Source organism: Paenibacillus sp. J31P13 (assembly GCF_056269295.1).
Window position 1 is genome coordinate 1,012,379 of record NZ_JBWDNR010000001.1, and the last position, 20,339, is coordinate 1,032,717.

The following is a 20,339-nucleotide window of genomic DNA, read 5'->3' on the forward strand; positions in this document are numbered from 1 at the left end:
ATGACTCAATTCATAGTCAATATCGAAACGTATCTTCATACGCATGAGCAGCTCTCTCAAGCCATAGAAGGACTGACCGAAGAAGGGCTGAGGTGGAAGGCAGCGCCAAATCAATGGAGCGTGACAGAAGTACTGGCTCATCTTGTGGATCATAGTATCATCGTTTCGTTCCGAATTAGGGAAATATTATCTCACTCCGAGGTTCGCCTTCCAGCATTTAATCAAGATGCGTGGGTAGCGGGACAGCTAGCAAATAAAGGGAATGCAGCAGATAATCTGAAGGCATTCGAAGCGCTTCTTAAGTACAATAGCCTGCTTCTTAAGCGTTTGTCGTCTGAGGACTGGGAGCAAACAGGCATCAATGCGAAAGGCGAGACAGTTAAGCTTTCGACTATTATTCATGCTTTTATTGCCCATGTTCAAAACCATTTGGCACAAATAGCGAGAATCAGGCAAGGGGAGAGTGGAACACGCGGCGATTCCAGTTGTACCGTTTGAGTTTCTGAATAATCAATCACTTGAAAGCAGGTGTAAACGATGTCGAGTCGAGCAATCGTCATTCGTGCTGCAGAACTATCGGATGTTGAAGCGGTAAGGGCTGTACTTCTGGAGGCGTATGCCGAGTACGAGATTCTGCTTCCTAGAGAACGCTGGGAGCAATACAAGCTCAATATTGAAGATTCAGTAAGCAATACGAAAGCAAAAGCCAGAATCGTCGCCGAGCTTGATGGCGTTATTGTCGGCAGTGTATTTCTATATGATTCTTCAGAAGCGGCCTATGGTGATTCGGATATGAACATCCACTCTCCGATTATGCGGTTGCTTGCTGTCAATCAGAATGTCAGAGGACTAGGCATTGCAACGGCGTTAATTCGTGCCAGTGTCACACAGTCGCTGAATTGGGATGCAGAAACGCTACATCTTCATACATCCGACATGATGAGCTCAGCAGTCAAGCTCTATGAACGTCTTGGCTTCGTTCGTGCAGTTGATAAAGACATAATCAAGGGTGATTCAGTGGTGAAGAGCTATCGTCTCCAATTGAAAGAATCGCAGCTTTTGCAGACATAAGAAGTTGCTAACGAAGCTAGTTTTGCTACGCAAAACTTAAGCTGATGCTTACGATGCAAGTTTTGCTACGCAAAACTTAAGTAGTTGCTTACGAAGCTAGTTTTGCTACGCAAAACTTTTAGGAGGGTTAACATGACGAAACGAAAACCATTGAAATTTGGCGCTTTAATTCACGGAGTAGGCGGGAACATAACGGCATGGCGGCATCCGGAGGTGCCCACTGATGCGAGTGTAAGCTTCCCTTTCTATAAACAGCAGGCATTGACGGCGGAAGCCGGACTATTTGATTTGGTTTTTATTGCTGATGGGTTGTATATCAACGAGAAATCGATCCCGCATTTCTTGAATCGGTTTGAGCCGATTACGATTTTGTCTGCTTTGGCGGCTGTAACCTCGAAGATCGGTCTTGTCGGCACATTATCGAGCTCCTACAGCGAGCCATTTACTGTAGCTAGACAATTTGGATCGATTGACCATATCAGCGGAGGCCGTTCAGGATGGAATGTTGTCACGTCTCCGCTTGAAGGTTCAGCTCAAAACTATGGTAAAACCGAGCATCCGTCGCATGATGAACGATATAAAATCGCTGAAGAGCATCTGGAGGTTGTGCGGGGATTATGGGATTCTTGGGAGGATGATGCTTTTGTCCGCAACAAGGAGACTGGCGTCTTCTTTGATCCAGACAAGCTTCATCGCTTGAACCACAAGGGAAAATACTTCTCGGTGGAAGGACCGCTTAACCTCGCAAGGTCGAAGCAGGGACATCCCGTCATCTTCCAAGCCGGTTCTTCAGATAGCGGGCGGAAGCTCGCTGCAAGCAGCGCGGATGCTGTCTTTACTGGGCATGAGAACATTGAGGATGCACAGCTGTTCTATAAAGATGTAAAAAATCGTGCTGTATCGGCAGGTCGCTCATGGGAGGATATCGTTATTCTTCCTGGGATTAGCCCAATAATCGGACACACTCAGGAAGAGGCTGATCGGAAGTATGAGGAATTAACGAGCTTAATTAGCATTGACCTAGCGTTGCAATATCTTGGACGTTTCTTTGATCACCATGATTTCTCTCAATATCCGCTAGATGAGCCGTTTCCGGAGCTAGGGGAAATAGGGAGCAACAGCTTCCGAAGCAATACGGATAAAATCAAAAAAAATGCAAAGGAGCAAAATCTTACGCTGCGTCAAGTAGCTCTTCAATCTGCTTCTCCGCGAAGTCAATTCATCGGAACACCTGAGAAAATCGCTGACCTCATCCAGCAATGGCATGTGGGAGAGGCCGCCGACGGTTTTATTATCAGTGCTCCGCTCCCTAGCGCCCTGAAGGATTTTGTCGAGCTTGTTGTGCCGATCTTACAGGAACGCGGAATATACCGCACGGAATACGAATCAGATACGCTACGCGGAAATTTGGGTTTGCCGATTCCTGTAAACCGTTATACCAAGGTTGAACTTAATAGCTGAAAGGCTGCGCTGATGGCCGCTTGACTTATATCTACCGGATAGGAGGATATAGGTTTGGCGGCCTTTGCTTAAACCATTGCATGAGAAATTCTCTATCATTAAATAGATTTATTCTATTATTCAAACTTTATAGGTTCAGGTATGCTGGAAATAGTTAAAGTACATTAAACCGATGGGATAAATAAGGAATTGTAAAGAAAAGCTTTAACCACATGAGAGAGGGAGGTGAATGCATGTGGGTGACTTACTGGAGGTTGATCGATTACGAGTAGCATTTCGGACGGATCAGGGAGAACAAATCTCCGTTGATGATGTAAGTTTTAGTTTGAAGTCAGGTGAGACGGTAGCAATAGTGGGAGAATCGGGTTGTGGCAAGAGCGTGACATCTCTCTCCATCATGGGTTTGCTTGGAGAGAGTGGATCCATCACACAAGGAACCATCCGATTCGATAAGACCATGTTAACCGATCGCACCGAAGCGCAAATTCGCAAGCTGCGCGGCAGTCAGATTTCGATGATATTTCAGGAACCCATGACGTCATTGAATCCTGTTATGGCAATAGGAGAGCAAATTGAAGAATCGATCCGTCTTCATTTGAAGCAATCCCGGAAGGAAGCGAAAACGTCCGCGATTGAAATGTTAAGGAAGGTTGGCATTCCGAGGCCTGAAGCAATGGCAAAGGAATACCCGCATGCTTTGTCAGGCGGTATGCGTCAACGAGTTATGATTGCTATGGCGCTGGTATGCGAGCCAAAGCTGCTTATTGCAGATGAACCTACAACGGCGCTCGATGTTACGATTCAGGCACAAATTCTTGATTTGATGAAGAGGCTGCAGGGGGAGAACGGAGCGGCAATATTGCTTGTTACGCATGATTTAGGCGTCGTGGCTGAAATGGCAGATCAGGTAATCGTCATGTATGCGGGGCAGGTCGTTGAATCAGGGAATGTATTTTCTCTATTTCGAGCGCCTCAGCATCCCTATTCGCAAGGATTAATGAGGTCAATCCCACGTCTCGATCAAGATAAAAAGGAGCGCCTGCCAGCTATACCAGGAGCTGTTCCATCATTACAACAAATGCCGATCGGCTGTCGTTTTCATCCACGCTGTCCACATGCCGCAGCAATTTGTCGAGAAAAGCAACCTAAACTCATCCCTGCAGGTGAGGGACATCATGTGCGCTGTTGGCTGGCTGATGAAGCAAGTTTAGCAAGCTTATCAGACGCAGAAGTAACAGGAGCAACCGCATGAGTATGGCATTGTTGGATTTGAATCATGGAGCTGAACCCAAGAAGCCGCTGCTGCAAGTTGAACGATTGAAGACGTATTACCCCATAAAGAGCCGCTTCTTCTCGCATGCGAATAGCTATGTTAAGGCGGTTGACGATGTTAGTCTGGCTCTTTATGAAGGGGAGACAATGGGTCTAGTTGGTGAATCCGGATGTGGGAAATCGACAATTGGACGCAGTATCATGCGCTTAGAACAGGCACGTTCAGGGCGAATTTTATTTGAAAATGAAGATATTACACATTATTCGCAGAGAAAGTTAAAGCCCATACGGTCGCAAATGCAAATGATCTTTCAGGATCCGTACGGCTCATTAAATCCGAGAATGAGAATTTACGATGCGCTTGCAGAACCATTAATTGCTCACAAGCTGGTAAAAAGAAGCGAGGTTCAGCGAGAGGTTGAATCTCTCCTTCAACTGGTAGGATTGCCGCGCTCTGCCAGCGATCGATACCCTCATGAATTTTCGGGAGGGCAACGACAGCGCATAGGCATAGCTAGGGCGATTTCATTCCGACCGAAGCTAATTGTATGCGATGAGCCAGTATCTGCACTCGACGTCTCGATTCAAGCTCAAATTCTTAATCTGCTACAGGATTTGCAGGATGAGCTTAAGCTTACTTATTTATTTATCGCGCATGGGATTGGCGCAGTGAAACAGATCAGTACTAGAATTGCAGTTATGTATTTGGGGAAAATCGTAGAGGTCGCCGGAACTGAAGATTTATTCCGTAGTCCGAAGCACCCTTATACGCAGTTGCTTTTGCAAGCATACCCTATTCCTGATCCAACGCTTCGTGGGAAGAAGAAGGTCATCATTCATGGAGATATTCCAAGTCCAGCCTATCCGCCGGAAGGCTGCCGCTTCCACACGAGGTGCCCTTACGTGCAAGAACGATGCAAGAAGGCGGAACCTCTGATCACGGAGGATCATCATGCTGTGGCTTGTCACTATCCACTTTCATAATGGATCTAGGGGAAAGGAGGGATTATGAGACATTACATCTTTCGAAGACTGCTAATTGCTATCCCGGTTTTCTTCGGCATAACGATATTGAGCTTTCTTATCATTAACATGGCTCCCGGCAATCCCGTGGATATGTTAATTAATCCAAATACGCCAAAAGAAATGCTAGAGCTGAAGAAAGAGCTGCTGGGTTTGAATGATCCGATTTATGTACAGTATGTCAAATGGCTCGGCGGGATATTGAAAGGGCAGCTTGGCTATTCATTCAGCAGCTTTGCGCCAGTGTCACAGTTGATTGGCGAGCGAATTGGACCCACTTTGCTGTTAGCGTCCTCCGCTTTGTTATTAGGGATATTGGTCGCCATTCCAGTAGGAATCATAAGCGCAGTGAAGCAGAAATCGAAAGTAGATTACATTTTGACGGGCTTATCCTTTCTAGGCACTTCGATTCCTCCTTTTTTTCTCGGACTTGGATTGATTTATTTAATAGGCATTCAATTGAAATGGCTGCCAACTGGAGGAATGTTTACGCTGGGAGGCTCAGAAGGTGCCTATGACGTTTTCTTGCATATAATTCTTCCAGTCACGGTACTTGGCATAACCATAGCGGGGAAAAAGGTACGATATGTTCGTGCGAGTATGCTCGATGTTCTCCAGCAAGATTATTTGCGAACAGCGAGAGCGAAGGGCCTAAGCGAATTAATCGTGACGAATAAGCATGCGCTGCGCAATGCACTTATTCCCATCATTACGATTATTGGAACAGAAATTCCGCTGCTCCTTGGCGGCAGCATCATTATTGAGCAGGTTTTCCAGTGGCCAGGTATTGGACAATTAACGATGGAGGCGATTCTATCAAGGGATTATCCGACGTTAATGGGTTTGAACCTCATTGCTGCTATCGTTGTACTCTCGACAAACATCTTTATGGATATTTTGTATGCAATAGCTGATCCGCGTATTAAATATGGCTGATGGGAGGTGATCCAATGTCTGCTTCGGAAATTCCTTGGAGAAGAGATTCTCTCGGTACATACAGGGAGACCGATACTGAGCTGCCGATACCTCAGATCGAAAGCTATGGGAAGCAAGTGAGGCGCAAATTTTTTAAGCATAAGCTCGCGGTGTGGGGACTTATTACAACCTTGCTGCTGTTATTTATAGGGCTCTTGGCGCCGTTGCTTTCACCTTATCAGCCCAATGAAATCACGAATGTATTTGCAGCTCAGCCTTCTCCCTCTCATTGGTTAGGCACAGACCAAGTGGGGCGGGACGTATTAAGCAGATTAATTTATGGAACGAGGGTATCTTTAATCATTGGATTTTCCACGGTGGCCTTGTACGTAACATTTGGTACCTTCATCGGAATAATAGCTGGTTATTATGGCAGATGGCTCGATATGGTACTCATGCGGATGACTGATATTTTTTTAAGCTTTCCTTATATGATGGTCGTGCTGGTCATTGTCAGTATGCTGGGTGCTGACGTCACAACCATAATCATTATTCTTGCCTTATTCAAATGGCCAACAATTGCGATGCTCGTTCGGGGCAGCGTGTTATCGATCAAGGGAATGGATTATGTAAGAGCAGGCTTGTCACTTGGATATAGTACTCCGCGTATTTTAATCCGGCATATTCTACCCAATGCGATGGGACCCATTATCGTGAATGCTACGTTTGGTGTATCCAGTACGATACTTAGCGAGGCTGGACTGAGCTTTCTCGGAATGGGGGTCAAATCCCCTCAGGCAAGCCTCGGAAATATGATGCATGATGCTCAATTCTTAACCGTGCTTACGGAGCAGCAATGGCTGTGGCTGCCTGCGGGTTTTATCATTCTTTTAACGGTGCTGGCGTTCAACTTTGTTGGCGATGGTTTGCGTGATGCGCTGGATGCGAGAGTCTAGTAAGTAAATCATGTATGGATCATTCAAAACGATATAAACAAAGGGAGAGAAAGCAATGAAAAGAGATAATCGATTAAGATTAAAAGGACTTATCATGTTTACAATAGTTGTTCTATTCCTCTCAGCTTGCAGCAATACTGCTCCGATAGATACTGCAGCAACAAACAAACCATCGTCGGAAACGAAAACACCAGTAGAAACAACAGGCGTCGATGCTAAGACACCTAAAATCTTAACCATCGGGATCGTCAATGCTCCCGTTACCCTTAATCAGATCAATACGCAAGATAATTCTGCATCGCTGGCACCGATTAATTTGCTGAATGATTCTCTGCTTGATGTTACGGATACTGCGCAATTTTTGCCGAAGCTGGCGGAATCCATTGAAACAAAGGACAAACAAACTTTTGTGATCAAGCTCAAATCGAATGCCAAATGGAATGATGGAACACCATTTACGACTGCTGACGTAGCTTTTACATTGAAGCTTGCTCTTCATCCTAAGGTTGATACTTCTTTTAAACTCAACTTCATAGAAGGCTTAAATGAGATAGGAAAGCTGGATGAAGGGGTAACGGAAATCTCAGGGCTTCATGTCATTGATGCGACTTCCTTTGAGATCAAAACAAAAACACCGATCGATCCGCTTGTCTTTAATGAACGATTTGGTGTAAAGGTTAACTTCTTGCCGGAGCATATTCTAAAAGACGTAAATCCGGAGCAGTTAGCTACAAATTCTTATTTTCAAAAGCCGACGGTGACGATTGGACCATACAAATTGGCGAACTACGAGCAAGGCCAGTATGTAGAAGTCACGAAAAATGATCATTATTATCTTGATGTCCCTAAGATTGACACCATATTCATTAAAGTGCTGCCGGCAGCAAATCTTGTGGCGCAGTTGCAGACTGGGGAAATACAAATGAACTCCTTGCCAGTCGGGCTTGTTCCGATTACGGACTATGATAAGGTGAAAAGCTTTGAGAATGTGAATCTTACATCCGCAACAGCGTCTGAGCCGGCTGAACTATTCTTTAATATTGAGGAGCTGCCCGACAAACGGGTTCGTCAAGCCATCGCTTACGCCATAAATCGTCCCATTATCGTCGATCAGCTCTTGAAAGGTCAGGCGGAAATCATTGACGGTGGCGTTCCAAGCTCGCATCCCTATTTTAATAAGAATATTAAGCCGTATGACTATGATTCAGAGAAAGCGAAAGAGCTCCTTAAAGATGCGGGTTGGGATTTCAATCGCAAGCTTAAATTTTTGATTCCGATCGGGAATAAAGTACGTGAGCAAGCAGCAGATATTATCGTACAAAATTTAGAGTCAGTGGGAATTAAAATTGATGTTCAAAAATTCGATTTCCCAACGTTAATCGATAAGGTTGAGAAAGGCGAGCATAGCCTAACGATTTTCACAAGGGATTACTATATAGAACCAAGCTTGTATTTTACAACCTATAAGAGTAATGATCCCGAAAGCGTCATTCGATACAATAATCCGTTGGTCGATGATCTGATATTAAAGGGTGAACAAGAAATAGATGAAGCGAAACGCCACGAGATTTACAACCAATTGCAAGAGGTGCTGCATGAGGATGTACCGACGCTAGCCGTCTATTCGGAGAAACGACTTCAGGCCGTATCGAAGGAAGTTCTGATAGGTAAACCGCTTAATCTAGGCACTTTCAATAATGTGAATCAGTGGGATTTGGTTAAAAAGTAGGTTATACGGGAGCAATCCCATTATAATAAATCATTTTTTAAATATCTTTAGGAGGTGTAAGGAATATGGCTGAATTAATCTGTCTCGTATGCAAGTCGGATATTGAAGTAGAAGAACGCGCAACTACTGGTGAAATTGTGGAATGTGATTCTTGCGGTCAAGAACATGAAGTTCAAGTTGAGTCCAATCTCGTCACAATTGCTCTGGCTCCGGAAATTGAAGAAACTTGGGGAGAGTAGGGAACGAATATGGATCATAAGAGCACCATTTTATTATGTGTGACGAAGCTCAGGGAAGAAGAACAACGCATTATTGATCATTTGGATCAAATGGGAATTTCAGTGCAAGTGAATCTTGATTCCATGGAATTACCCTTAAGCTCCTCTGACGCGCAGTCATTTGATCTCGCCCTCATTCGTTGCCTATCTCAAAAGAGCGCGCTAAATCGGTCGCGACTGCTGGAGCTTGCCGGTATTGATACGCTAAATTCTACTGCAGCCATTTCTATTTGCACCAATAAAATTCATCAAGCGATCGTATTTGGAAAGCATGGCGTGGATCAGCCGACATTTAAAATAGCTTTTACACCTGCGAAGCTATATGAAGCCTTACAAACATTTGATGATTTATGTGTCATTAAACCCCCTACCTCATCATGGGGGAGAGGAATTGCTCGGATTACTGGCAAGGAGTGCTTGGATGGATGGATAGCTGCCCGGGAATCTGTAGATCCTGGACATCAATCCTTTCCAGTGCTCGTACAAGAATATGTGGAGAAAGGCGATTATGATATTCGTGTCGTCATCGTTGGCCGAACTCCAATAGTAGCCTTTCGCCGAGTATCCGCTGAGAATTGGAAGACGAATACACATCTAGGGGCTGAGATAGAGCCAATCGCTATTAATGCAGAAATCCTTTCCATTTCCGAGCGTTTAGTTGAGGTTTTGGGAGAAGGAATCTATGGCGCAGATTTGTTCTTTGATTATAAGCAACTGCGTTATGTCGTTTGTGAAGTGAATCAAAACCCTGAATTTGCGAAGTCATGGAAAATCCATGGTGTTGATGTAGCTTATCATATCGCCGAATACGTGAAAGATGCCATCGGACGTAAAAACAGGGTGAACGTCACGGTTAATTCTCATTAAACAGGGAGGAAAAATATAAAATGGGAGAGACGCTGACGAAGCAGGAGGCAGCAATCCAAAAGGATCGTTACTTTTCGATATCATTTGTATTATCTCGTGTCCTTAACTCAGGCGTAATCATGAGTATCGAGAAAAATGATAATGAATTGAAAGGGCTGGAGAAAAGCATAGCTAAGCTAACACAAACCAAATACGTTTCCTTATTTAATAGTTATACGGGTGCGATACATGGAGCGCTATGGGGACAGGATCTTAGCTATCAATCTTCTACACGACTGAATCAGCCAAATGATCAAGAGAAAAAGTTTATTCGATGGTTGGGGGTCTCATTAGTGTCCGATCCGCAAGTGGAACAGGCCTATACTTCTCTAGCAGTGAATTGGGATAACCTCCATCATTTGGATGAGCTCATACAAGGAGCTAGCGATTTAGCGCCTGTAACTGTCCTAGATTTTACAGAGCTTGGCTTTGGGCCAGTAGCTGCCATCGCGTCAAATGACGAGTATATATGGAAAAAGGCAGAGAGACTAAAGATTTTCGGTGCCTTTGATCTGCAAACCATGTGGACGCAGGAGGAAAGTGAGCCCACTCTTCAGCCGGCTATTCAGTTTAATTACAGGCTAAGCCCGCTTGTAGCGGCATGTGTGAAAGTATCGCTCTTAAGGAGGAATCCAGTGTCATGAAGACAGACTTTATCCGGAAACCGCTCCAGCTGCCTTCAGAGGACTGGATTCAAAACCCTTTATCCTTTGTTGGCGGACCGTCTATTATCCCGGAGGATGTAAGAAAGACCAATTTTCCGATCATTACAAAGGAAGACGTCATTCAGATGCTTGTTTCAATTCAGCAAGATAGTGACGGGGTTGTGGATGAGTTCAAGGAAGCGTATCGCAATTATGTTGGAGCTAACTATGCCATAGCGACGGCAAGCGGTACATCAAGCTTGCATCTTGCTCTAGTCGGAGCGGGTGTGGAGCCTGGCGATGAGGTTATCGTTCCTGCCTTTACATTCATTGCAACCGCCCAAGCGGTCGTTGCTGCAAAAGCAATTCCCATCTTTGTCGATATTGATCCTGTTACGTATTGCCTTGATCCCTTTAAAGCAGAGCAAGCGATTACGAGCAAGACAAAGGTGATTATGCCCGTACATGTACACGGACTGCCAGCTGATTTGCCCGCATTAAGATCTCTGGCGACCAATTATTCACTTCGCCTTGTTGAAGATGCCTCTCATGCCCATTCAGCTTCCATACATGGACAACTGGCAGGCTCAATTGGGGATAGTGCGGGACAAAGCTTAATGGCTGATAAAAACTTTCCAGTAGGCGGGGAGGGCGGTATCGCCTTCTTCAAAGAGCAAGAAGATTATGAGCGTGCGCTGAGGTTCCTGGACTCATCGGGCATAGATTACCGCATGTCATGGATCGCTGCTGCCTTCGGATTAAGTCAGCTTGATCGCCTTCCATACTATGATGCCATTCGAGAACGAAATGCTTCGTATTTAACAAAGGCATTATCAGAGACGAAACTGTTCAGCGGCCCATTTGTGCCGGGTGGTTATAAACATAGCTATAACATGTATCGAATTAAGCTTTCACCGGAACGGCTAGGACTTGATGATCTGGAGGATTACCGCGTGAAGGATGCTGTTCAGCAGCTCATTAATCATGAAGGCGTTTTTGCTAGGGAGTGGCAGAATGTGCCGATTCCAGGCCATCTTCCTTTTAAAAATCGCAAGGGCTTCGGGAATGGTTATCCCTTTACGTTATCTGATCGGCAAGACTTTGGATACGATCTGAACAACTTCCCTGAGACGCTTAAGCTGCTTCGGAGCAGCTTAACGATTTGCAGAGAGCTCAGAACGCCGATTGAATATGAGCGAATTCAAGCCTACGCGTTGGCGTTCAAAAAAATTGATGCGAACCCGCATATCATTCGTGAACTCGCAGAGCGGGCTAGCGATCTTAAATCGCCTTATGATAGGGATGCTAGATTAGGATGAGTCGGGCGGGCAATCGAAGACGAGCAGCCATACTAGGCGGCAGCGGGTTCACTGGCGCTGAATTGTACAGACTGCTCAGCAAGCATCCTCATTTTGAAGTGGATTACATATCCTCGGAGTCGAAGGCAGGCTACCCCGTGGATAAGTATTATATCGGATCGCTTCATAAGAAAAAGCAAAGCTCGTTAAAATTCAAGAAGATTGCTGATCTTGATGGTCATTACGATGCCATATTCTCTTGTTTGCCTACCGGTGCCTTGCCTAAGATCATCAATCAGGTAGCGGAGCATACCGACTATATATTCAATGTCAGCGGGGATTATCGTATTTCAGACACTGAAATCTTGAATCAGCATTATCCGGAATCGTTAAAGCATGCATTCGAGGGCGGATGGCATTATTTCATACCGGAGTTCAGCAAAATAGACCGTTCGGTGAAAGTGGTGAATCTTCCAGGCTGTATGGCAGTAGCAACGCTCTATACACTTTATCCGCTCGTCCTGCATGATCTCATTGAAAGTCGAGTAATCACAGATGCCAAAACTGGCTCAAGCGGAGGAGGCAAATCGACGATAGAGCATCATGCGGAACGCTCTCATAATTTTCGAGCTTATAAGGTTCATGGACATCGCCATAAACCCGAAGTGGAGCATGCATTGACGTATCATTTGGATCGCTCTGTTGATTTGCAATTTTCGGTCTATAGTCTTGACCTTCCAAGAGGAATCATGGCGACTTCCTATTCCTTGCTAAAGGAGCATGTAACAGCTGTGGATGTGAAAAAGGCATTTTACAGCACATACGCCTCCAAGCCGTTTCTTCATTATTTCAACGCAAGCAACGGTTCGCCCATGATTAAAACGGTTGTGGGAACGAATTACGCTGAGATTGGCGCATATGTCGATGAGCGAAATTGCGTATCCCTTGCCACCATCGATAATTTAATAAAAGGGGCTGCGGGGCAAGCCATTCAAGCTGCCAATCTCTATTTCGACTTCCCTGAGGAAGCAGGATTGCAATTTGCTGGGGAAGGAGCGTGGCCTTGATGGGTAACGGCAGCGGTAGTCTATATGTAATTAAGCTCGGGAGCAGCACGATTGTGAATCATCCTGTGATCTTTGGAGAAATAGATCGCATTGTGAAGCGTGGGAATAGAGTGCTGCTCGTCGCAGGCGGAGCCGAAGCTATTTCGCAGAAATACGCTTCCCTCGCTCGTCCAATGCCCTTTCTCACTTTACCTTCAGGTGATGAAGTAAGGTATTGTTCACCCGAGGAAATGCCCATTATCCGTGCAGCTTATCATGAGAACATTTTATCGGTTGTCCATTCTGGATTGAAGGAATACGGTCTTTCTGTCTATGCGCAACTTGGTGGAGAGCAAGGACTCGTCTATGGACAAAAAGCCAAGCCGATTAAGGCGATCAGAGATCAGAAAACGGTTATTGTCCGCGATTCCTTGTTCGGTGGGTTCAACGGCAGTCATACGGCATTTCTGAAATCTGCTTTGACAGCGTTTGATGTCGTCTGTCTGACGCCTCCAATTTGGGATCCTGAACTGGAATCGTATATCAACATCGATGCCGATGTGTTAGCCGCTCATTTGGCGGTCGATCTAGAAGCGCATCATTTGCGATTTGTAACGGGTACGGCAGGGCTGCTGCAAGACATACAAGATTCTCAATCCACAATCAAGGATGTCTATTTGCATGATGAATTAACCGCCGTCCAAGGACGAATGAAGCAGAAAGTGAGAGCTGCTCATATCGCTATCCGTGAAGGAGTCTGTGATGTGAATATATCGGGCCCTCATACGCTGGAAGCGGGTGGAAAGACATGGTTCTGGAACGTGGAGAGAGAACTTGGCGCATTCGAGCTGTTGAATAAAGTTGCGCGGATTCCATCCGTATCTAAGGATGAGCACGAGCTTGCCCAATATTTGCTCGATTTTGTGACCTTCCCCTCCGTTGAAGGGAAAATTGACGAAGCGGGAAATATCGTATTCCGAAAAGGAAATGGTCCCCATACGCTGCTGTTGTTAGGGCATATAGATACGGTACCGCATGTATGGCCAGTTCGAACCGATTCCAGCGGTATCAGGGGCAGAGGCGTCGTAGATGCCAAAGGCAGTTTCGTTAATTTTATCCAGATGCTTCAAGAGGTTGAAGTGCCTGAGCAAGGATCTTTGCTCGTCATTGGTGCCGTAGAAGAGGAGATATCCTCCTCGAAAGGAGCATTTTACGTGCGTGACCATTACCGAGCTGACGCGGTTATCATCGGTGAGCCAAGTGGAGGAGATAGCTTAACTCTTGGATACTACGGCTTGTTTAAGCTGCGGATTACCATTAAGCGGGCACAGGAGCATACCGCCGCCAAAGATACCGTAAGCGTCATTGATGAGCTGTATAACGTTACGTCCGATATACGCCAGCGAGTGCGGGATATCGACTCCCAATCCTTATCCTCTCTCATTGATATCGAACACCATAGTGAACAAGGCTATTTGACAGTAATAGGCACGTTAAACTTCAGGATATCACCTGCTGCAGGCAAAGATTACAGGGGCAAAATTGATCTTAATGGCGGTGAGGGCATAACGATTGAGGTGCTGCGTGATACACCGGGATTTGCCAATTCACGTTCGGACGATTTGGTCAAAGCCTTTGTTCGGGGCTTCGCGAAGCAGGGAAAGTCGATCCACTATATCAAAAAGCGTGGAACGAGTGACATGAATACGCTGGCGACAACATGGGATTCCGTTCCGATGGTGGCTTATGGTCCAGGTGATTCCAGTTTAGACCACACGAATGATGAGTATTTGCATCATGATGAGGTGGAGTCGGCTAGAACCATTTTAAAGGAAGCCGTTACGGAGTGGTTTCAGTTGAGAACGGAGGCATAGATGAAGCAAATGATACCCCTTCATACCGATCAAGAGGATGAGATTCCTTTACTGCTCGAGAGAGCCAAAGAAGCGAGGAAATTGATTATCGATATGACGGCTGCACCTACAGGCTGCCATATTGGGGGAAGCCTCTCTGTTATTGATCTATTGATCGGAGTGTATTCGAAGTATGGCCAAGATCCGCAATCCGTCATTATTTTGAGCAAAGGGCATGCGGCTGCTGCTCTATATGCCGCTCTGCATGTGTATGGAATCATAGCGGATAATCCCGCAGAAAGCTACGGGCAAGAAGGCTCCCTGTTTACGGGGCATCCGAATCATAAGCTTCCAGGCATTCCCTTCGCTACCGGCAGCTTGGGACATGGCATTTCTTATGGGGCAGGCTGGGCGCTGTCACAGAAGCTCAAGGGATCGAGTGGATTAGGCATTGTAATTGGAGGCGATGGAGAATTGCAGGAAGGAATGTGCTGGGAAACGGCACAGATCGTTCAAGCTCAGTCTATTACTAATTTTGTCTATATCGTCGATTGCAACGGAGGTCAGAATGACGGTTACATTAGTGATATTTCGCCGATTCACAATCTGCGAGAGCGGTTTGAGGCGTTTGGCTTTGTTGTTAGAGAAATTGACGGTCATGACTTTGAAAGTATCATAGCCGCAATTGAACCGGATCTGGAGAAACCAGTCGCTGTACTCGCACGCACGATCAAAGGAAAAGGAGTAGCAGCGATCGAAGGAAATCCCGATTCACATTATGCGAAAATACCGATGAAGCTTGCCCATAGATGGAAGGTGAGTCTGTCATGAGGAAATCGGGAAGAGAAGCATACAAAGATGAGCTAACAAATCTGGCTGTATACAATGAGCAGATTGTCTGTATTGAAGCCGATTTAGGTGGAAAAAATCATCCGTTCCAGCAGCAGCATCCTGATCGTTTCTTTAATCTAGGCATTGCCGAACTAGCAGGTATTGATATCGCTGCAGGTCTTGCTGAAGCAGGGTATGTGCCATTCTTCTCTACTTTCGCTGCCTTTGCTGCGTTGCGCGCAGCCGAAAGCGTGAAGCTGACAATGGGGTATATGGGCAAAAATGTAAAGGTTGTTGCGGCTTATGGGGGTGTATCCGGCGGATGGTTCGGGACGACGCATCATGCACTGGAAGACATCGCTGTCATTCAATCCTTCCAAAATATTCGAATGGCTTGTCCTCATGGTGAAGAGGAGACGCGAAGAGTCATTCAGGAGGCCGCTTTATCAGATGAGCCTTACTATATTCGACTATCGAGAAATGATGCCTTTGACAGCATGTATCGTGATGCTGGTGTGAGCTGTAGAGACATGCTAATAGAAGGTGCGAACCTTAACGAGAAATCCACGTTATGTCTCATTTCTGTTGGTGAACAAGCCACGGAGCTATGCAAGAAAATTTTGATGAAAAATGACTCTTTTGTACATGTTCATTTATGTTATGTCGATGTTCAAAGTCTGAAGGCATCACTTGATCAATTACGTGCATTATCCGATCGGTTTCTGGTAGTGGAGGAACACCGGGCTACCGGAAGTACAGCATCCTATTTGGCTCTTCTATTGCCTAAGCAAGAGGTCTATTCCCATCATTGCGGGGAAAAATGGCCGTTATATGGCGGTACACATGCCGAGGTACTGAACTACTTAGGCTTTGGGCTCGAACCGCTGCAGCGACAAATTGGGGAAATTGTAGGTGGCGTCTATGGTTTTTAGCATCCTCAAACCAAGAAACTTTCGTCACTATTTCATCGCTGATATGATCTCAGGGTTTGGCGTAGGGATGAGTACGATTGGAGCAAACTGGTATCTTATGGATAAGACAGGATCCATGACCTCGGTTGGGCTTATGCTGTCTTTAAATGTGATTGCCGGATTTCTAATCTCTTCCTTTGCCGGTACTCTGATTGATAAATGGAACCGAAAGACGATTATTTTATGGGCGAATGCTATTCGAGCCATTGCGTTACTGTTAATTACAGGTGCTTTTCTGTGGACCGGCTTTCGGATCGAATATCTTTATGCATTCGCAGCGATTAACGGCATGGGCTGGGCATTGTATATGTCCGCTTCACGCAGTCTAGCCCAAGAGATACTGTCGGAGAAGGATCTCATACATGGCAACTCTTTAATGGAGATCAGCTTGCAAGTAGGCATGTTCATGGCAGGTGCCTTGTCAGGGGTACTGTACAAATATGTAGGCTTTGAAGTGATTCTGTTTCTGAATGCACTGGCTTTCATAGCCAGCAGCTTCTTTCTTAGCCGGATCGAACATACACCCATCAAAGTTGAAAATGAGGAAGAATCATTTTTCGATACGTTTAAAAATGGTCTCCGTTATTTAGCAGAGCGTCCCTATATCTTCTTACTCGGAGTTGTTTCGATTATTCCCCTTGTGTCCACGATGGTTTACAACGTGGTCCTGCCAGGTTACGTGAGCAGTACTGTAAAGGGAGACTCGGTCGTTTTTGGGTTGTCGGATATGTTCTATGGCGTTGGCGGGCTGTTGTCCGGTTTTATTGCTGCACCCTTGGCGAAGAAGCTTTCTCATAATGGAACGGTACTTCTCTTTTTTCTGATTGCTGTGTTGAACTTAGTGGCAATCGCTTTTAACAATACGATTCTACTCTTGTATTTTGGCAGTGTACTCATTGGATTAACGAACTCATCGTTACGGATTCTGATCACAACGACGCTGATGGTATCGGTCTCGAAGGCATATATGGGGCGGGCAACTTCAGTATGGATGGCGATTTCCTTGCTCCTGCAGACGGTCTCCGCCACGGGTCTTGGCGTTGTAATTGACCGTTACTCACCTGGAGTGGGCTTTCTCTGCATGAGCGGCTTGATGCTCATCGGTTTAGTCATGTATTACGTGCTCAATAGCAGGGCAACGCAAAAGATAACGCTGGAAGCTTAAATTTATTTTTAATCGATAGGGAGGAGCAAATGATATGTCAGAGATCAAAACGGTCGCGTTTGTTGAGCCTAGCTTTTATGGCGTAAGCTTTGCTAGAGTCGCTTATGAGCAAGGACATAAAGTCATCTCGATTGTGTCCTCTACCGATAATCCTCAGAAATATGGATATGAAGGGATCTATCATGACCTGATTGTGGCTGATATTCGAGACGAGGACTCGCTCTATCAAGCGATAATTGAATCCCCCTATGCGGATAAGCTGGATGCGCTTATTCCTGCAACCGATTATGCGTCTCATCTAACAGCAAAGGTAGCCGAACGATTGGGATTACGAGGGGTACCTTATGAGGCGGCGTTAAAATCCAGAAATAAGGATTTGGCTCGGCTAGCGTATGCGGAACATCATGTACCGAGCGCTAAGTTCAAGAGAGTACGAACGTATGAAGAAGCGGCAGCGGCAGCTGAGGAAATTGGCTATCCCGTTGTGCTAAAGCCGACGAATTGCGCAAGCAGCCAAAATGTATATTTCATCAACGATGAAACGGAGCTGCAAAAAGCTATGGCAATCATCGTGGCGTTTAAGGTCACGTATATGGACTTCAAAGTGCGAGAGGAATATTTGATCGAAGAATTCTTGGATGGTCCTGAATTTAGCGTGGAGCTATTCGTATCTGAAGGGGAGGCAATTTTTTCGGAAGTAACAGAGAAGATAACATCTCCTTTGCCTTATTTTGTAGAGATATCACATACGCTGCCTACGCCTTCGCATACTGAGCATGTTGATGATATCATTCATACTGCGGTCGACGCGTTGAGAGCGATTGGTATAACAAATGGGCCGAGTCATGTCGAAGTGAAGCTAACCAGTAACGGTCCGCGCATCATTGAGGTAAACGGGAGACCCGGCGGTGATCAAATCTCTTCCGATTTATTAGTGCTAGCTTACGGAGTAGATATCTTTGAAGCAACGGTCAATTATTATTTGGATAACCCTATAGTCATTCCGAAGAAGCATCATCGCGCTGCCTCGATTGCATATGTGACTGCCGATCAGGATGGGATTTATGAAGAGATTGAAGGACTCGATGGGCTGGAACAGCATGCAAACGTCATTCGTTCTCAATTTAATGTAAATGCTGGTGATCGAGTTACGGTAGCGAAAAGCTCGGATGATCGGCTTGGATATATTATAACGGTAGGCGATACACCGCAAGAGGCGAAAGAGCTCGCTAATGCGTTAGTAAAAAGCTTGAAGGTGATATATAGAAATCAGGAAGCTGAGATTGCCTAGACATGAGGGTTAAACGAAGTATTTAAAGAGGAGCTGATGAACAAAAATGGGAATTGCAGTGATCTATGGAAGCTCACGCAAAAAAGGAAACTCGGAGCAGCTAGCCGATCGATTAGTTGATGGGTTCCAAGCCGATAAAATCCACTTATCAGATTATGACATTGAGCCTATCAAAGACTATCGTCATGCTGAGAAAGAGCCTTATCCGGATGATGACTATCTTCATGTGATCGAACGCGTGTTAGCGCAGGATGTCATCGTATTTACGACGCCAATCTACTGGTATGGGGCTTCTGGGCTTACTAAGACATTTATTGATCGTTGGTCTCAATCATTACGGGAGAATAAGACAGACTTTCTCTCTCAGTTCGCGAAGAAGACAGCTTGGGTCATTGGCGTTGGCGATGACGAGCCGCATCTAAAAGGGATACCGCTTATTCAGCAATTCCAATATATTTTTGAATACACCGGGACCAGATTCGGCGGCTATATTCTAGGGAAAGGCAACAAGCCGGGCGATATATTGGATGATGTCGTATCCTTGGCGACGGTGGATGAAATACGTAAGCAGTGGCGTTCTCAATAATCGGCTCTTCTTCATTCTCCTTTACCTTTAGTAACTCTTGAGTCCATAGCCAAGTCCATTCTTTGCCTCCCTTATTTAAGGGAGGTTTTTGTATTTGGAAGCTGTAATTCTAAGATCAGACTTAGTTGCACAGTTTGTGCAGGAGAAAAATTTATTCGATATCGAACAAGAGGTACATTTTTTCCGGAAAGGTTAAGTATTCTTAAAGAGGAATAGGTTAAACGTTTGAAATGTCTAGCAGCTTTGCCCACTTCTATAACATCTGCTTGTTCCTAATGGGGGTAGAGGAGGTACACGTTTTGAAAAAGGTTATAAAACTACTGGGAATGATTCTAGGTGTGGTGGTTTTGAACATTGTTGTGCTCTCACCCGGTTTATTAGGGGTAGAGATTGGCGGAAGTGCACTCTCATCTGCAATTGGGGTAACTTTGATATTTGCTAGTGGTCTTGTCTTGTTCTACGGGAGTTATGCCTTGCTATTAAAGCAACCCGTTATGTTGCCCGTCAAACAACTCCTCACACATGAAGATTACGTAGAGAATTTGACACACTACAGACGTGTTAAATCACTGGAAAATGATATTACATTGGCATTAGAGCAGATGGATCGAATGAAAAAGAAGATCGTCACGTTACTAAGTGTTTTAAATCAGAGATTTGATACGACTGAGCTAACCTTTAAGAAATTTGCTTCCGTCACGAAAGAGGTAGAAAAGCTGTTTTACCTTAATGTCAGAAGTATGTTGAACCGGCTCCATCTATTTGATGAATCGGAGTTCAAGAGAGTGATGAATCAGAAGTCCACTCCGTTTTCCCGCGAGCTCCTTCAAGAAAAGATAAACGTGTATAATGAATTTTTTTCCTTTATAAAGGGTTCTTTAGGAACAAATGAGGAAATCTTGTTGAAGCTTGATAAACTGCTGCTCGAAATATCCCGTTTAGATAGTCTAGAGCTGGAGGATATAGAGAATATGCCTTGTATGCAAGAAATAGACACATTGATTAAGCAAACCAAATTTTACAAACAGTGAGAGGTGCAATGA

The 20,339-nt window shown here is 45.2% G+C and carries 20 protein-coding genes; all 20 read left to right on the top strand.

Annotated features, from left to right (window positions below):
* The 20 genes from AC0YOD_RS04650 (at window position 1) to AC0YOD_RS04745 (ending at window position 20,327) form a co-directional block, all read left to right on the top strand.
* Window positions 1-498: a DinB family protein gene (locus AC0YOD_RS04650; RefSeq protein ID WP_475798056.1), complete on the top strand. Its 498-nt coding sequence runs from the start codon at window positions 1-3 to the stop codon at window positions 496-498.
* Between the two features lie 39 nt (window positions 499-537).
* On the top strand, window positions 538-1,071 hold the full coding sequence (locus AC0YOD_RS04655) for a GNAT family N-acetyltransferase (RefSeq protein ID WP_475798057.1): 534 nt from the start codon (window positions 538-540) through the stop codon (window positions 1,069-1,071).
* A gap of 132 nt (window positions 1,072-1,203) precedes the next feature.
* A complete protein-coding gene (locus tag AC0YOD_RS04660) occupies window positions 1,204-2,532 on the top strand; it encodes an LLM class flavin-dependent oxidoreductase (protein ID WP_475798058.1) in 1,329 nt (442 codons plus the stop codon).
* Between the two features lie 229 nt (window positions 2,533-2,761).
* Window positions 2,762-3,784, top strand: a complete 1,023-nt coding sequence (locus tag AC0YOD_RS04665) for an ABC transporter ATP-binding protein (protein WP_475798059.1) — start codon at window positions 2,762-2,764, stop codon at window positions 3,782-3,784.
* A complete protein-coding gene (locus AC0YOD_RS04670) occupies window positions 3,781-4,788 on the top strand; it encodes an ABC transporter ATP-binding protein (RefSeq protein ID WP_475798060.1) in 1,008 nt (335 codons plus the stop codon). The genes AC0YOD_RS04665 and AC0YOD_RS04670 overlap by 4 nt, the downstream gene beginning before the upstream one ends.
* Window positions 4,789-4,812: 24 nt before the next feature.
* Window positions 4,813-5,763, top strand: coding sequence for an ABC transporter permease (locus AC0YOD_RS04675; RefSeq protein WP_475798061.1), 951 nt, complete (start codon window positions 4,813-4,815; stop codon window positions 5,761-5,763).
* A 14-nt stretch (window positions 5,764-5,777) separates the two neighbouring features.
* Window positions 5,778-6,698, top strand: a complete 921-nt coding sequence (locus tag AC0YOD_RS04680; RefSeq protein ID WP_475798062.1) for an ABC transporter permease — start codon at window positions 5,778-5,780, stop codon at window positions 6,696-6,698.
* 55 nt (window positions 6,699-6,753) lie between these two features.
* Window positions 6,754-8,427, top strand: a complete 1,674-nt coding sequence (locus tag AC0YOD_RS04685) for an ABC transporter substrate-binding protein (RefSeq protein ID WP_475798063.1) — start codon at window positions 6,754-6,756, stop codon at window positions 8,425-8,427.
* 65 nt (window positions 8,428-8,492) lie between these two features.
* On the top strand, window positions 8,493-8,666 hold the full coding sequence (locus AC0YOD_RS04690) for a lysine biosynthesis protein LysW (protein ID WP_475798064.1): 174 nt from the start codon (window positions 8,493-8,495) through the stop codon (window positions 8,664-8,666).
* Between the two features lie 9 nt (window positions 8,667-8,675).
* Entirely contained in the window at window positions 8,676-9,572 is an 897-nt protein-coding gene (locus AC0YOD_RS04695) for a RimK family alpha-L-glutamate ligase (protein ID WP_475798065.1), read from the top strand.
* Window positions 9,573-9,592: 20 nt separating this feature from the next.
* Window positions 9,593-10,255: a degT/DnrJ/EryC1/StrS aminotransferase gene (locus AC0YOD_RS04700; RefSeq protein ID WP_475798066.1), complete on the top strand. Its 663-nt coding sequence runs from the start codon at window positions 9,593-9,595 to the stop codon at window positions 10,253-10,255.
* Window positions 10,252-11,574 carry a DegT/DnrJ/EryC1/StrS aminotransferase family protein gene (locus AC0YOD_RS04705; RefSeq protein ID WP_475798067.1) on the top strand — a complete coding sequence of 441 codons (1,323 nt, stop codon included), beginning with the start codon at window positions 10,252-10,254 and terminating at the stop codon, window positions 11,572-11,574. The genes AC0YOD_RS04700 and AC0YOD_RS04705 overlap by 4 nt, the downstream gene beginning before the upstream one ends.
* A complete protein-coding gene (gene argC / locus AC0YOD_RS04710; RefSeq protein WP_475798068.1) occupies window positions 11,571-12,620 on the top strand; it encodes an N-acetyl-gamma-glutamyl-phosphate reductase in 1,050 nt (349 codons plus the stop codon). Before AC0YOD_RS04705 ends, argC begins: the two co-directional genes overlap by 4 nt.
* Window positions 12,620-14,473, top strand: coding sequence for a M20/M25/M40 family metallo-hydrolase (locus AC0YOD_RS04715; protein WP_475798069.1), 1,854 nt, complete (start codon window positions 12,620-12,622; stop codon window positions 14,471-14,473). Before argC ends, AC0YOD_RS04715 begins: the two co-directional genes overlap by 1 nt.
* Window positions 14,474-15,283 carry a 1-deoxy-D-xylulose-5-phosphate synthase N-terminal domain-containing protein gene (locus AC0YOD_RS04720; RefSeq protein ID WP_475798070.1) on the top strand — a complete coding sequence of 270 codons (810 nt, stop codon included), beginning with the start codon at window positions 14,474-14,476 and terminating at the stop codon, window positions 15,281-15,283. It abuts the gene before it with no gap.
* Window positions 15,280-16,215, top strand: a complete 936-nt coding sequence (locus tag AC0YOD_RS04725; RefSeq protein WP_475798071.1) for a transketolase family protein — start codon at window positions 15,280-15,282, stop codon at window positions 16,213-16,215. The genes AC0YOD_RS04720 and AC0YOD_RS04725 overlap by 4 nt, the downstream gene beginning before the upstream one ends.
* Window positions 16,205-17,419, top strand: a complete 1,215-nt coding sequence (locus tag AC0YOD_RS04730; RefSeq protein WP_475798072.1) for an MFS transporter — start codon at window positions 16,205-16,207, stop codon at window positions 17,417-17,419. Before AC0YOD_RS04725 ends, AC0YOD_RS04730 begins: the two co-directional genes overlap by 11 nt.
* A gap of 34 nt (window positions 17,420-17,453) precedes the next feature.
* The gene (locus AC0YOD_RS04735; RefSeq protein WP_475798073.1) at window positions 17,454-18,710 is read left to right on the top strand and encodes an ATP-grasp domain-containing protein; all 1,257 of its coding nucleotides are present in this window, start codon (window positions 17,454-17,456) and stop codon (window positions 18,708-18,710) included.
* A 46-nt stretch (window positions 18,711-18,756) separates the two neighbouring features.
* Window positions 18,757-19,296 carry a flavodoxin family protein gene (locus AC0YOD_RS04740; RefSeq protein ID WP_475798074.1) on the top strand — a complete coding sequence of 180 codons (540 nt, stop codon included), beginning with the start codon at window positions 18,757-18,759 and terminating at the stop codon, window positions 19,294-19,296.
* A 299-nt stretch (window positions 19,297-19,595) separates the two neighbouring features.
* The gene (locus tag AC0YOD_RS04745; protein WP_475798075.1) at window positions 19,596-20,327 is read left to right on the top strand and encodes a hypothetical protein; all 732 of its coding nucleotides are present in this window, start codon (window positions 19,596-19,598) and stop codon (window positions 20,325-20,327) included.
* Window positions 20,328-20,339: the final 12 nt, after the last annotated feature.